Source organism: Propionigenium maris DSM 9537 (assembly GCF_027925155.1).
Taxonomy (GTDB): Bacteria; Fusobacteriota; Fusobacteriia; order Fusobacteriales; family Fusobacteriaceae; genus Propionigenium; species Propionigenium maris.
Map to the genome: position 1 here is coordinate 122,302 of NZ_BSDY01000005.1, position 13,476 is coordinate 135,777.

Here is a 13,476-nt window from a genome sequence, read left to right on the forward strand (position 1 = left end):
ATGGATTTAAGATATAGAATTTTCCACCCTTAGTTCTCTTCACTCATATATTCGTCATAGTATTTATGTGTATAACTGTAATAGCCGTAATTACCGGCAGCGTATCCTGATTCCTCAATTTTATTGATGACAATACCATAGAGGTTTGCTTCAGCTTTTGAAAGCATTTTTTTAGCCTGAATAAGTTCTTTTTTTGTTATCATTCCATAGCCGCATACGAATATTACCCCATCGGAATATTTAGATAAAATAGCTGCATCTGAAGTCGCCAGGAGAGGAGGAGTATCTAGGAGGATTAGATCATAATCTTTTTTTAGATTCTCGATGAGGTTCTTCATACGCCCTCCTAAAAAGAGTTCTGTAACATTATTATTTAAATGTTTTGAAGGCAGCAGATCTAAGTTTTTCTCAACCTCTTTAAAGATAACTTCTTCTGTCCTCTTTTTACCTAAAAGTATGTCGGCAATTCCAGTTTCTACTTTGAGGTTGAATATGCTATGGGCCCTAGGTCTTCTGATGTCACAATCTATCAAAAGAACTTTTTCACCGCTTATAGCCACTGACATAGCATAGTTAGCTGTTACAAAGCTTTTACCCTCTCCAGGAACAGTACTGGTACACAATATAACTCTCTTTTTTTTTGGCTCCATAAAATGTATATTTGTACGTAGTAACCTGAGAGCTTCAGCCATATGAGTTTCCTTACCTTCTTTTAAAAAAATCCTCCTATGTCCCATTATGATCACCTTCTTCACTGTCATTGTACTTCGGGAGATTTGCTAAGATCTGGCACCCCATTATCCGCTCAATATCTTCAGGCTTTCTTAACTTACCATATAAGAATTCACTGACAATAGCTAAGAATACTCCCAAAAGTGTTCCTAGTATAATTGAAACAATTCCAACGACAATTTTCATATCTGAGAGTGATTTCTCAGGTATTGTTGCTCTTTCTACGATCTTTAAATTCTCAAAGGTCATAACATCACTGATCTTCTGGATGAACTCTTCAGAGATTTCATTGGCTAACATAGCTGCTTTTTGAGGGTTTTTATCTCTGTAGGTTATTTTGATCAACTCTGTTTCCTCCACAGGGCTCATTCTTAGCAATTTAGATATTTCTTCAGGGCTCATTTCCAGATCTAAATTTCTTATAACATTTAACATAATGCTTTTACTTCTGGCTATCTCAGCGTAGGTAGACACCAGTCTTTGGTTTCTTGAAATTTCGTCATTTCCAAGCTTTTCCAATGAATATGTTTGTCCATTTGAGACCATCAATGTAACCTCGGCTTCGTATAAGTGGGGTCTTAAAAGGGTTACTGTTAATCCAAGCAGGGTAGTTGCTATCATAGTTATTGCGATTAACTTCCACTTTCTACCAATTATAAATAAAATCTCCATCAAGGTTATATCATCTTGAATGCTTTCTACATTTTGGAATTTCTCTTTTACTCCAGTTTTGTTATCAGCCATTTACCCCCAACTCCTTTGAAATTCCACCTATAAAATTCATAATGTTTTGTTATATTCCTTTAAATTTATATACTACATTAGAGGCTATTTTTCCTCCTTACTGAATATGATTCCTTTGAATAATTTAAGAAAAAATTTTAAGTTTCAGAATTAAAAAACAATAGAACTCAGAAGGAATAGGGAACTAATAAAAATAAGGGTTTAAAAAAGGGATAAATTGTTATAAAATGAATATAAGAACAGAATAGAGCAATTAAGGAGAGGAAGGATATGAAGAAGATAACTAAAGCAGTAATACCAGCAGCGGGACTAGGTACAAGAGTACTCCCTGCAACAAAAGCACAGCCAAAGGAGATGCTTACAATCGTTGATAAGCCCTCTCTTCAATATATAGTGGAGGAACTTGTGGAATCTGGAATTACAGATATTGTAATCGTAACTGGAAGAAATAAGAACTCCATAGAGGATCACTTCGATTACTCGTATGAGCTGGAAACTACCCTTGAAAATGACGGGAAGATGGAACTACTAGGTAAGATACAACACCTGTCATCTATGGCCAACATATTCTATGTAAGGCAGAATAAACCTCTGGGACTGGGGCATGCTATTCTTAAGGCAAAACCATTTATAGGAGATGAGCCATTTGTAATAGCCCTTGGAGATGACATCATGCACAACCCTGAAAACCCTGTATCCAAGCAGATGATAGATACCTATGAGAAGTATGGAGCAAGTGTAATAGGAGTGCAGGAGGTAGCTGTGGAGGACGTATCCAAGTACGGTGTAGTAAAGCCAGTGGCTACCCTAGATGAAAGAACTGTGGAGATGACAGATTTTGTGGAGAAGCCAAGTATAGAGGAAGCGCCGTCAAGGTTAGCTTGCCTGGGAAGATATGTACTGGACGGTAAAGTTTTTGACTACCTTGAAAATGGAAAGCCAGGTAAGGGAGGAGAGATCCAGCTTACGGATTCTATTTTAGAGATGTTAAATGACGGAAATAAGGTTCTTGCCTATGATTTTGAGGGGAAGAGATATGATATAGGAAATAAGCTTGGGCTTCTTAAGGCAAACATTGAGTTTGGACTGAGAAACTCAGAGACAGCCGAGGGGCTTTCAGAATACCTTAAGGAATTAAATAAGAGTATATAAGAGGAGAGAAGAGTTTTCATCTGGTATGGAAGCTCTTTTTCTTCCGGTGGATAATAGAAGCTAGAGATTAGGAGGAGACTATGATACTTGGAAACTTAAGTAAGCTTGGAGAGATGGATTACCTTGCTCCAAGGCTAAAGGAGATGCTGATCTATCTGAGGGATACGGATCTGAAGAACAGAGAGTTAGGAAGAATTGAAATTGAGGGGGATAGCCTCTTTATAAATATAGAGGAAAATGATATGGCTCCAAGGGAGGAAAGAAGACCTGAAGCACACAGGAGGTATCTGGATATTCAACTGGTGCTAGACGGCGAGGAATCCATTGGGGTAGCAGTGGACAGCAGGGAAGAAAATATAGATGGGGTACTAGAAGAGTATTCCCAGGAGAGGGATATAATCTTTTATCAGGATGTGAAGAGGGAAAATATGGTAGACCTCTTCCCTGGAGATTTTGCAGTATTTTTTCCAGAGGATATTCACAGACCAAGGTGTACAGTAGGTGGAAAGCCTGGAAAAGCTAAGAAAGCTATAGTAAAGATGAAGATGGAACTTTTAAAGTAAATTTATAAAATGGAGGAGCTTATAAGCTCCTCCATTTTAGTGTCTTTATTTATTTTTTAGGTGAAGCCTTAGGTTTAGCTTCGGTAGTGGAGTTCTGAACTCCTTCCAGAAGCTCCAATAGTTTTTTAGCAGCTCTCTTAGGGCCTTCCTTCTCCATTCCCTGGATTCCCAGCTTGGTCTTGATCTCTCCTACCTGGATATTTCTCTCGAAGAGGATACTGAAGTATTTATTTAAAAGAGCGTCACACCTGGCCTTCTTCTGGTATGGGCCAAAGGGGTTGGCAAAGTAGGATTTGACTAGCCCAGATTCAGCTGTGGTTCCCTTAGCCATACGAGCTCCTTCTTTGAACACCTTTAAGGCCTCCTTAGGTGTATTGAAGAAGGTGAGTTCCTCCCCATCGGCGTAGTTGTTTGCATAGAAGAAGTAGTCCACTGGGTATCTTTTTGTAACTTCTTCATAGGTTGCAATGGGAAGAACCAGTCTGGCATTTTCCTTGTCTGGGTTCATGAAGATACTTCTGTCCATGGACTTGTAGGCGTAACCTGCATCTAAGTCATCTAACCTCACAAAGGCTCCGATCTCGGTACCAGAGGCAACAATCTGATTTTTCTTATCTAAGGAAAGAACTCCCATATCGTCGAAGATAACCTTCATATCCTTGATATATTCCTCACTGAGTACTCTAAATGCTTCCAGACTCTCCGATTTACCGGCACCACTGTCCCCCACTATTACAATGTTGTACTCCTTATTGGTCTTGGTGGTGATATTTACCATGGCACCGTGAAGGGGAAGGGATCCCCTTTCGAGCATCTTTATGTTGTGAAGGGTAAGGAGCATCTTCTTCATATATCCAAAGTAGTCTATTCCTTCATTATAGTTGGCATATCCTATAACGATGTCGTTTTCCTTATCCTTGTAGAAAACTGTAGACATCTCCCTATTGAAATCCTTCATTCCATAGATATAGATGATATCCGGCTTTCTGTTCCTGCACTCCTCTTCAGTGGCAAGTTCAAATAGGTTTGAAAGAGTGATCCCCTGGCAGATGAAGTCTTTGTGAAAGTAAACGTAGGCATAGAGGTCACCGATCTTTGCCGGGTAGCAGAACCAATGGTGCTCATTTATAGATGAATCCTCAAGGGGGTTCTTAAAAACCTCCTCAAAGTATCCGCTTCTCTTATTGACCTTGGGATATGTAATAAATGGAGGCTGCAGGATAACTGTTTCTATAAATGGTATCCTCTCTAGGAAGGAGTACTCAGGGGGACAGAGCCAGTCCACCTTGTTGATGATAAGGCCGGCATTGGCTCCAGCAGTAAGCTGCCGGTATACCCTGTGCTGATATCCCATAACAGTTTCCTCTATTCTTCTGTAGACAGATAGGATAAGGTTGTTGAAGTCATTGTTAGCTTCTATAAATCCTACATTTTCAAGTCCCTGCCCACGACGGCTGTTGGATACAACGGCATACCTCTCCATTCTTCTCCAGAAGGAGTAGATTCCCTCGATTAACTCTACGAAAAAATCCCTTCCCTCAAAGTAGGAAATATATTTCGACTGGATCTTTTCAAAATCCTCTACCCTAAGAACAAGGAGAAGTTTAAAGACGTTTATCAATTCCTCCACAAGAAGCTCAAAATCTCCCTCGGTCTTAACGATGAAGTGGTTGTAGAGGGCGTTGTCCTTCTTTCTCAGTTTTTCAAGGTATGAGGTGAGCACCTTTCTAAAGGCATTGCTGTCCAAAAGCTTTTCAGCTGTGTCACAGTACTTTTCTGTGAAGTTTATTATGGCACTCTGCCTGCTCATTAAAAATTCTGCTTTCATGTGAAATCTCCTTTATTACAATGGGGTTTAAGTTTGAAAACCTTATTAAATGGTTCTTGTGTATAAAATAATTGTACCACATAAACTCTACAGATGGAGAAGTTTATTGGATATACTTCTGTCCTGGTTAGTAGATGAGAGTGATGTCATTCTGGATATCTCTGTGGAAGAGAGTTGGCAGCTCCGAGTTGAAATCCCTCATTCCGAAGAGGTAGATGACTTCAGGAACAACTGCAGAAACATCGATGTGAGCTCTTTCAAAGAGGTTACAGAACGCAAGTCCCTGGCTCAGCTGATTTTCGTGGATATAGATATATGTCAGCTTACTATTCCAGTAGGCAGGGTAGCAAAGCCACTGTTTTTCATTAATAGATACCCCTGAAAGAGGAGATTCCTTTACCTGGATAAATCTTTTTCTTTTCTTGGAAAACTGCAGTGTAGGCTGGGCGAAGTCCTTTATTAGGGGAACCTTCTTAAGGAACGCATAGTCTGCTGGAAGATTAAAGTGGCTGCTTAATAGAGATACAGAAGAATTTAAAGTTGTTTGAATGTTTTTAATAGTCATATTGATACCCTCCGATAAAATAATTAATTATGATATGGGAGACAGTGTCCTGAAAATAAAAAAATCAGATACTTAAAAAATTAGACACCTACCCCGGTTCAGGATAAGCTGATCCAATCATTTAAATACCTGAAATCAACACATGGAGATTACTTTAGATGATGTATCTACACCAAAAATTTTATCTGCATATATCTTTTTTAAAGATATAAATAAACTGTACAGCTACTACAACTTCAAAGTAAAGGCTGACTCTCACCACTTTCAGCTCGCTGAGGCATTACAATGAATCATAAATATACTAAAAGTATAGTCAATTCATAGGTATGTGTCAAGGATGAAAATAAAATAAATTACACCAGTAAAATAAGGGGATGCGTTAGACAAAGCCCCGGGATTGTGCTATAATGCAGTGTGATTTGCATAGAATGTACACTGTATGATAAGAGTAAATTTTAACCAGTTGGGCTCATTTGAGGCCAACTATATTTATATCTTAAAGATGCCAGGTTTAGGGAGGGAGTATGAATACTTTTTTTGACATAGTAGCCAAGGAACTTAATCTTAAAAAGAACCAGGTAGAGAATACCATGAAACTTTTAGATGAGGGGGCCACAGTACCCTTTGTAGCAAGATACAGAAAGGAACAGACAGGAAACCTGGATGAGACTCAGATAAGAGATGTCACAGATAGAATAAACTACCTTAGAAACCTCGAGAAGAGGAAGGAAGAGGTATTGAAGTTAATAGATGAGCAGGGGAAGCTGACACCTGAACTGAAGGCTGGTATAGCCAAGGCAGTAAAGCTTCAGGAGGTGGAGGATATCTATCTTCCGTATAAGAAGAAGAGGAAGACCAAGGCGGATATCGCCAAGGAGCAGGGCTTAGAGCCTCTCGCTGAATATATCAAGGGGGAGAAGAGTACCCCTGAGGGAATTAAAACAGAGGCTGAAAGATATGTAACTGAGGAGGTGGCAGATGTAGAAGCTGCCATAGAGGGAGCTTACCTTATCCTGGCTCAGGAGATCTCTGAAGTAGCTCTCTACAGAGAGAAGATACGTGAGAATATGACCAAGAGGGGAGTGCTGGAGGTCAAGGCCACAAAGAAAGCCAAGGAGCTAGATGAAAAGCAGGTTTACAGCGACTACTATGAGCATACGGAGGAAGTTTCCAAGATGCCTTCCCACAGAGTTCTTGCTGTAAACAGGGGAGAGAAGGAAAAGGTCCTCAATGTTTCTGTAAAGCTAGATAATATAACAAGAATAATGATACAGAATATCATCCTGAAGGACTACCCAAATGCAAAGTTAAAGGAGATATATCTAGAGGTAATAGGAGATGCTTTAGACAGGCTGATCCTTCCTTCAATTGAAAGGGAGGTTAGAAATCTTTTGACTGAGAAGGCAGAGGTAGAGGCTATTCTTGCATTTAAGAAGAACCTGAAGAACCTCCTTCTTCAGCCGCCTCTAGAGGGAAAGAGCGTACTGGGATTGGACCCTGCCTACAGAACAGGGTGTAAGACAGTGGTAGTAGACGGAGACGGATTCTTCCAGACAGATGATGTGCTATTCCTTGTAGAGGGAATGCACAAGGAGGGGCAGCTGAAAGCAGCGGAAAAAAAGATAAAGGAACTTGTAGATAAGTATGAGATCGATCTTATAGCCATTGGAAATGGGACAGCTTCCAGGGAGACTGAGAGCTTTGTAGCTAAGATAATACCTAACCTTAACAGAAAGGTTCACTACCTTATTGTAAATGAAGCGGGAGCATCGGTGTACTCGGCATCTCCCCTTGCTAAGGAGGAGTTCCCTTCTCTAGACGTAACAGCTAGAGGGGCTATCTCCATTGCCAGAAGAATACAGGATCCTCTTGCAGAACTTGTTAAGATAGATCCTAAATCCATAGGAGTAGGGATGTATCAGCACGATGTAAACCAGAAGAAGCTGGATACCTCTTTAGATGAGGTAATAGAGGATGTGGTAAACTCTGTTGGAATAAACGCCAATACAGCATCCTATGTTCTTCTATCACATGTATCGGGGATAAAGAAAAATATTGCTAAGAATATAGTGGAGTACAGGAAGGAAAATGGTAACTTTAAGACAAGAAAGGAACTTCTTAAGGTTAAGGGACTGGGAGCTAAGGCATATGAGCAGATGGCAGGATTTATAGTTATACCAGGAGGAGCACATCCCCTGGAAAACACTACAATCCACCCTGAGTCCTATGGAATTGCAAGTGAGATCCTGGAAAGCAAGGGATACTCCCTTAAGGAGTATGAGGTTAAGCTGGACGAGATAAGAAAGGCTTTGGCATCCTTTGACTACAAGAAGTTTGCAAATGAAAATAACTACGGAGAGGCAACTACCAAGGATATCTATGAAGCTCTTATAAGGGACAGAAGAGACCCGAGAGATGAGCTGGATAAGCCTATGCTGAAATCGGATATCCTGAAGCTATCTGACCTGAAGCCTGGAATGGAGCTTGAAGGGACTGTTAGAAATGTAGTGAACTTCGGGGCTTTTATAGATATAGGCCTTAAAAATGATGCCCTCCTTCATATATCCGAGATGTCCAAGAGAAGGATCACAGACCCTACAGAGGTGTTATCCGTGGGAGATATAATCAAGGTAAGGGTAAAGGATATAGATGTAAAGAGATCAAGGGTAGGACTTACGAAAAAGGAGAAGTAGATTATGAGGCTTAGAAGAGATTCATTATTGATAAAAATAATCTTCTATAATGATATAGCTATAATCCTTACATCTCTCATGATAGCAGGGATACTGACCTTCATCACCTTTAAGGACATGGACTCGGAAACCAAGAGGATGACCCGGGAGAAGATAAAGACCCTGGACAGGTTTTATGATTTCTATGTAAATAGCTTGGAGGACGATATCTATCAGATGTCCAATGGGGGGCACCTCAGCAGCACTACTGCTAAGCAGACCGGGGAGATGAACTACAGCCTGCTGGCGGCAAGGATAAAGTCCCAGATGGATAAACAGAACTTTAAGATGTACAGAAATACTGTGATAACCCTTATCGGGTATAAGGGTGAGATCCTGGGAGAGAGCGGGAGAAAGGATGCCCTGGAAACCCTCACAGTAACAAACTCCCACAAGTACCTGGAGTTTTTATCGGATAGAAAGTATCAGATAAAGTCTGTATATCAAGAGGCTGTGGGGAACTCCACAGTTGTAAGGATATCTGTACCCAACTACCTGGATAAAAATATCAGGGAGGTGGTGATGAGTTTCACCATCGAGGACACCTTCCTAAAGAGAGCCAGGGAGATTCTGGGACTGGATGAGAAGCACAGGATCTTCTATATCCAGGCTTCTGAGATTGTAGGTGAAGAGGAGGAGCGTACGGAACACTTTGACACCCTTACTCTCAACTACGATACCTTTAATAGGGAGCAAGATTACCTCTACAGGGAGGTAAACATCGAGAAGGAGATCTACTATCTGGGGATATACCCACTGGAGGATGCCGAGGGTAAGATAATCGGAAGCCTGGGGATAGCCATATCCAAGACAGACGTAACCCAGATGAAGGCTCTGGTACTTCTTATGATTGCAAGTATCACCATAGCTCTAATCCTCTTTAACTCAGCTATCTTTGGTAAGATCTTCTATAAGATGCTGAATCCCCTTGTGGAGGTAGCAGAAGCTTCCAACAGGATAGCCAGGGGAGAGTCGGGGATAAGCCTGAAGGTACAGGGGTCTGGAGAGATCAGGTCCATGGTAAAGTCCTTTAAGAAGATGGTGGAGACCATAGAGGAGAATGAGAAAGACCTCAAGGAAAAGAACCTTAAGCTCAAGGAGAATATAAACAGGATAGATGTCATAGAAAAACTTCTTCTGGGAATATACGGGGAGGAGGATATATTTGATGTAATAAGGATAATCCTCAGAGCCCTTACCTCAGAGGTGGGCCTTGGCTACAGCAGAGGGGTATTCCTCAGATACAGCAGGGAGATAGAGTCCCTTGTGGGAGAGTACTCCATGGTTAACAACAGCCTTAAAAACGGTGAAAGCGATGACCAGGCCATAGGGACCTTCAGGTTCCAGAGGGAGTCCTTGGACGAAATTATATCCTATATAAAAATTTCTATCAGGGAGAAAAGTTTATTGGCAGAATCCCTTTTAGAAAAGAAAATTATATACTATAATGATAAGAGTTATAAGTACAACCTGGGGAACGAACTCCTTCAGAGTATGGGATTCAATAACTTTATAATAATTCCTATCTACAGCAATGACAGGGACTACGGCTGTATTATCCTGGATAACTTCATGAAGAAGAGGGAGATAACACCTGAAGAGGTGGAGCTTCTGAACCTTCTGATCCTAAACCTGGGAACTCACTTTAAGAATAAGAGCCTGGAGGAGGAAAAGCTTGAAAATGAAAGAGCCCTTACTATAGGTAAACTGTCTGAAAAGTTCCTGGATGGAAGAGAGATGGTACTCAGCAAGATCTATCACCTTATGGAGGAAGCTAAGGCAGGGGGCGAGGATATAGCCCAGAAGCTTATAGCCCTCGAAGGTGAGCTTATAAATATCAAGAGAGAGGACAGTATCCTTACGGAATACTCCGATATGAAGGAGTATCAGCTGGAGGTATTTCCTCTGAATGAACTCCTTAACGAGATCTACCTTGAAAACAAGGAGGAGATCAGCAGCAAGGGAATAAGTATCTCCCTATTTGTTAAGTATAATGGTATGGTATATGGAGACAGAAGGGAACTGAAGAAGGTATTCCTGGAAGTGCTGGATAATGCCATAGATGCAGTGGCCATGAATGGAAAGGCCAATAAGAAGATAAATATAATTCTTTCCAAGGGAAGAAACACAGAGAAGATAAGAGTAAGAGTAGTTGATAATGGTATTGGAATGGACGAAACAGAGCTACAAAATATAGGTGAACCTTTTGTTAGTTATAAAAAGGATTCAGCTGGACTAGGACTTTCAATAGCCTTTAGAATAATAAAGCACCACAGGGGTATAATGAAGTTTATATCCACACCAAATGAAGGTACAGAAGTAAAAATAACTTTAAATGACTATAAGGAGGAAAATAAATAATGTCTGAAGAGAGAGATTATGGAAAAACCCTAAACCTTCCCAAGACAAGTTTCCAAATGAGAGCAAACTTGCCTAACAAGGAGCCACTAATCATTAAGCAGTGGAATAAGGACGATATCTACAAAAAAAGTTTAGAAAACAGAGGGGAGCATTTCATTCTACATGACGGACCTCCATATGCAAATGGAAACATTCATATAGGGCACGCACTAAACAAGATACTAAAGGATATTATCTTAAAATATAAGAGGCTACAGGGATACAACGCACCATATGTACCTGGATGGGATACTCACGGTCTTCCTATCGAGCTAAAGGTAACTGAGGAGCTTGGAGAGAAAGCTAAAACTATGTCTCCAATGAAGATAAGAGAGAAGTGTACAAAGTACGCTAAAAAGTGGGTAAATACTCAGATGGAGCAGTTTAAGAGACTGGGAATCATGGGAGAGTGGGAGAGACCATACCTTACTCTTAACCCAGAGTATGAAGCAAAGCAGCTGGAGGTATTCGGAGAGCTGTACAAGAATGGATATATCTTTAAGGGATTAAAGCCTATCTACTGGTCGCCAGCTACAGAGACAGCGCTAGCTGAAGCAGAGATCGAGTATAGAGACCACGTATCACCATCTATCTATGTAAAGATGGAAGGTAACGCAGACCTTCTAGAGAAGCTAGGTCTAGATGAAGCATCTATGGTAATCTGGACAACTACTCCATGGACTATGCCTGCAAATATGGCAATTTCGCTACATGCAGAGTTTGAGTACGGAGTATATAAGACAGTTAAAGGAAACCTAGTTCTTGCAAAGGAACTTGCTGAAAAAGCTCTAGCTGAGATGGGAATCGAAGATGCTGAACTTATAAAGGAGTTTGTAGGAGCAGACCTAGAGAGGACTACATATAAGCACCCGTTCCTAGAGAGAACAGGCATGGTTATCCTAGGAGATCACGTTACTCTTGAAGCTGGTACAGGGTGTGTACACACTGCCCCTGGACACGGTCAGGATGACTACGTAGTGGCAACTAGATATGGAATAGATGTAGTTTCACCAATCAACAACAAGGGACACCTTACAGAGGAGGCTGGACAGTTTGCCGGACTATTCTATAAGAAAGCAAACAAGGAGATCGCAGCTCACATGGAGGAGACAGGACACCTGTTAGCCCTTAAGGAGATAGAGCACTCATATCCACATGACTGGAGATCAAAAACTCCTGTAATCTTCAGAGCTACTGAGCAGTGGTTTGTTAAGGCAGAGGGGTCTGACCTTAGAGAGAAGGCGCTAGAGGCTCTTGATAATGTAGAGTTCATTCCTGCATGGGGAAGAAACAGAATCGGAAGCATGCTAGAGAACAGACCGGACTGGTGCATCTCAAGACAGAGAGTCTGGGGAGTACCAATTCCTGTATTCTACAATGAGGCTACTGGAGCAGAGATATTTGAAGCAGATATCCACGAAAGAGTTATTGAGCTTGTGAAGAAGGAAGGTTCTATCGCATGGCTTAAGTACTCAGCTGAGGAGCTAATCGGAGAGGAGCTTCTTGCTAAGTATAACCTAGAGGGTGTAGAGCTTAGAAAAGAAACTAACATCATGGACGTATGGTTTGATTCAGGGGTATCCCACAGAGCAGTATGCGAGGAGAGAGATAACCTTAGAAGACCTGCAGACCTTTACTTAGAGGGGTCCGATCAGCACAGAGGATGGTTCCAGACATCCCTTCTGACTTCAATCGGTTCTACAGGGGATGCTCCATTTAAAACACTTCTTACTCACGGATTCGTTAACGACGGAGAGGGAAGAAAGATGTCTAAATCTGTAGGTAACGTAGTATCTCCAGAGGAAGTAATCAAGAAGTATGGGGCGGACATCCTTAGACTGTGGTGTGCATCTGTAGACTACAGAGATGACGTAAAGATCTCGGAAAATATGCTTAAGCAGATGGCAGAGGCATACAGAAGAGTAAGAAATACAGCTAGATACATCCTTGGAAACACAAGTGACTTCAACCCTGCAACGGATAAGGTAGCTTATGAGAACCTTACTGAAACAGATAAGTGGGCACTACACAAACTAGAGACACTGAAGAGAAGAACAACTGAAAACTACGACAAGTATGAGTTCTACAACCTGTTCCAGGATATCCACTACTTTGCAGGTATCGACATGTCTGCATTCTACCTAGATATCATCAAGGACAGATTATACACTGAAAAGACAGACTCAGTAGAGAGAAGAGCAGCTCAGACAGTAATGTATGAGATCCTTGTTACTATGAACAAGATGATCGCTCCAATCCTTTCATTCACAGCTGAGGAGATCTGGTCTAAGCTAGGAGAGGAAGGAAAGGAAGCAGAATCTATCCTTCTTACAGACTGGTATGAAAATAAGGATGAGTACCTGAATGAAGCTGTAGAAGCTAAGTGGGACAACCTGATAAAGCTTAGAAAGGAAGCTAACAAGGTTCTTGAAAGAGCTAGACAGGGAGAGAACAAGATAATCGGAAACTCTCTAGATGCAAAGGTAGCACTAGTTGTGGACAATGCTGAGATGAAGGAAGTAATCCAGAAGAACATGAAGCTTGTAGAGGATATCCTAATCGTATCTGAGCTAGTTCTTGCAGATGCAGCAGATGAAACATTCACTGCAGCTGAAGAGGTAGAGGGACTATCTATCAAGGTAGAGCACGCAAGCGGAGATAAGTGTGAGAGATGCTGGAAGTACTCTACTGAGCTTGGAAAGGCAGATGCTGAGCACCCAACTCTTTGTCCAAGATGTTCAGGTGTACTTACTAAATAAT

At 41.2% G+C, this 13,476-nt stretch carries 9 protein-coding genes; 5 read left to right on the top strand and 4 right to left on the bottom strand.

The annotated features are described in order from the left end of the window. Nucleotides 1-29 precede the first annotated feature (29 nt). Together QMG11_RS06560 and QMG11_RS06565 are read right to left on the bottom strand one after the other, a co-directional pair. Nucleotides 30-737 (bottom strand): CpsD/CapB family tyrosine-protein kinase, encoded by a 708-nt coding sequence (locus tag QMG11_RS06560; RefSeq protein ID WP_281834500.1) that lies wholly within the window; start codon nucleotides 735-737, stop codon nucleotides 30-32. Then, complete coding sequence (locus QMG11_RS06565; RefSeq protein WP_281834502.1) at nucleotides 727-1,476, bottom strand: YveK family protein; 750 nt, start codon at nucleotides 1,474-1,476, stop codon at nucleotides 727-729. The genes QMG11_RS06560 and QMG11_RS06565 overlap by 11 nt, the downstream gene beginning before the upstream one ends. A gap of 270 nt (nucleotides 1,477-1,746) precedes the next feature. Between QMG11_RS06565 and galU the strand changes: the two genes are divergently transcribed. Together galU and QMG11_RS06575 are read left to right on the top strand one after the other, a co-directional pair. Beyond that, on the top strand, nucleotides 1,747-2,628 hold the full coding sequence (gene galU / locus QMG11_RS06570) for a UTP--glucose-1-phosphate uridylyltransferase GalU (RefSeq protein ID WP_281834504.1): 882 nt from the start codon (nucleotides 1,747-1,749) through the stop codon (nucleotides 2,626-2,628). An 80-nt stretch (nucleotides 2,629-2,708) separates the two neighbouring features. Continuing rightward, nucleotides 2,709-3,191 (top strand): NanQ anomerase/TabA/YiaL family protein, encoded by a 483-nt coding sequence (locus QMG11_RS06575; RefSeq protein WP_281834506.1) that lies wholly within the window; start codon nucleotides 2,709-2,711, stop codon nucleotides 3,189-3,191. A 49-nt stretch (nucleotides 3,192-3,240) separates the two neighbouring features. Here the strand turns inward: QMG11_RS06575 and QMG11_RS06580 are convergent, their stop codons facing one another. Both QMG11_RS06580 and QMG11_RS06585 read right to left on the bottom strand, forming a co-directional pair. After that, nucleotides 3,241-5,019, bottom strand: a complete 1,779-nt coding sequence (locus tag QMG11_RS06580; RefSeq protein ID WP_281834508.1) for a phosphoenolpyruvate carboxykinase — start codon at nucleotides 5,017-5,019, stop codon at nucleotides 3,241-3,243. Between the two features lie 127 nt (nucleotides 5,020-5,146). Next, the gene (locus QMG11_RS06585) at nucleotides 5,147-5,584 is read right to left on the bottom strand and encodes a hypothetical protein (RefSeq protein WP_281834510.1); all 438 of its coding nucleotides are present in this window, start codon (nucleotides 5,582-5,584) and stop codon (nucleotides 5,147-5,149) included. A gap of 524 nt (nucleotides 5,585-6,108) precedes the next feature. On the opposite strand from QMG11_RS06585, the gene QMG11_RS06590 reads away from it, so the two are divergent. The 3 genes from QMG11_RS06590 to ileS are packed head-to-tail and all read left to right on the top strand — an operon-like array spanning nucleotide 6,109 to nucleotide 13,475. Continuing rightward, nucleotides 6,109-8,277 carry a Tex family protein gene (locus QMG11_RS06590; protein WP_281834512.1) on the top strand — a complete coding sequence of 723 codons (2,169 nt, stop codon included), beginning with the start codon at nucleotides 6,109-6,111 and terminating at the stop codon, nucleotides 8,275-8,277. A 3-nt stretch (nucleotides 8,278-8,280) separates the two neighbouring features. Further along, nucleotides 8,281-10,677, top strand: a complete 2,397-nt coding sequence (locus tag QMG11_RS06595; protein WP_281834517.1) for an ATP-binding protein — start codon at nucleotides 8,281-8,283, stop codon at nucleotides 10,675-10,677. Further along, a complete protein-coding gene (gene ileS / locus QMG11_RS06600) occupies nucleotides 10,677-13,475 on the top strand; it encodes an isoleucine--tRNA ligase (RefSeq protein ID WP_281834518.1) in 2,799 nt (932 codons plus the stop codon). The genes QMG11_RS06595 and ileS overlap by 1 nt, the downstream gene beginning before the upstream one ends. Nucleotide 13,476: the final 1 nt, after the last annotated feature.

Bases quoted from the DNA above. Each gene is read 5' to 3' on its own strand.
- QMG11_RS06565 (WP_281834502.1), bottom strand. From the start codon at position 1,476: ATGGCTGATAACAAAACTGGAGTAAAAGAGAAATTCCAAAATGTAGAA.
- QMG11_RS06590 (WP_281834512.1), top strand. From the start codon at position 6,109: ATGAATACTTTTTTTGACATAGTAGCCAAGGAACTTAATCTTAAAAAG.
- QMG11_RS06580 (WP_281834508.1), bottom strand. From the start codon at position 5,019: ATGAAAGCAGAATTTTTAATGAGCAGGCAGAGTGCCATAATAAACTTC.
- ileS (WP_281834518.1), top strand. From the start codon at position 10,677: ATGTCTGAAGAGAGAGATTATGGAAAAACCCTAAACCTTCCCAAGACA.
- QMG11_RS06575 (WP_281834506.1), top strand. From the start codon at position 2,709: ATGATACTTGGAAACTTAAGTAAGCTTGGAGAGATGGATTACCTTGCT.
- QMG11_RS06595 (WP_281834517.1), top strand. From the start codon at position 8,281: ATGAGGCTTAGAAGAGATTCATTATTGATAAAAATAATCTTCTATAAT.
- QMG11_RS06560 (WP_281834500.1), bottom strand. From the start codon at position 737: ATGGGACATAGGAGGATTTTTTTAAAAGAAGGTAAGGAAACTCATATG.
- galU (WP_281834504.1), top strand. From the start codon at position 1,747: ATGAAGAAGATAACTAAAGCAGTAATACCAGCAGCGGGACTAGGTACA.
- QMG11_RS06585 (WP_281834510.1), bottom strand. From the start codon at position 5,584: ATGACTATTAAAAACATTCAAACAACTTTAAATTCTTCTGTATCTCTA.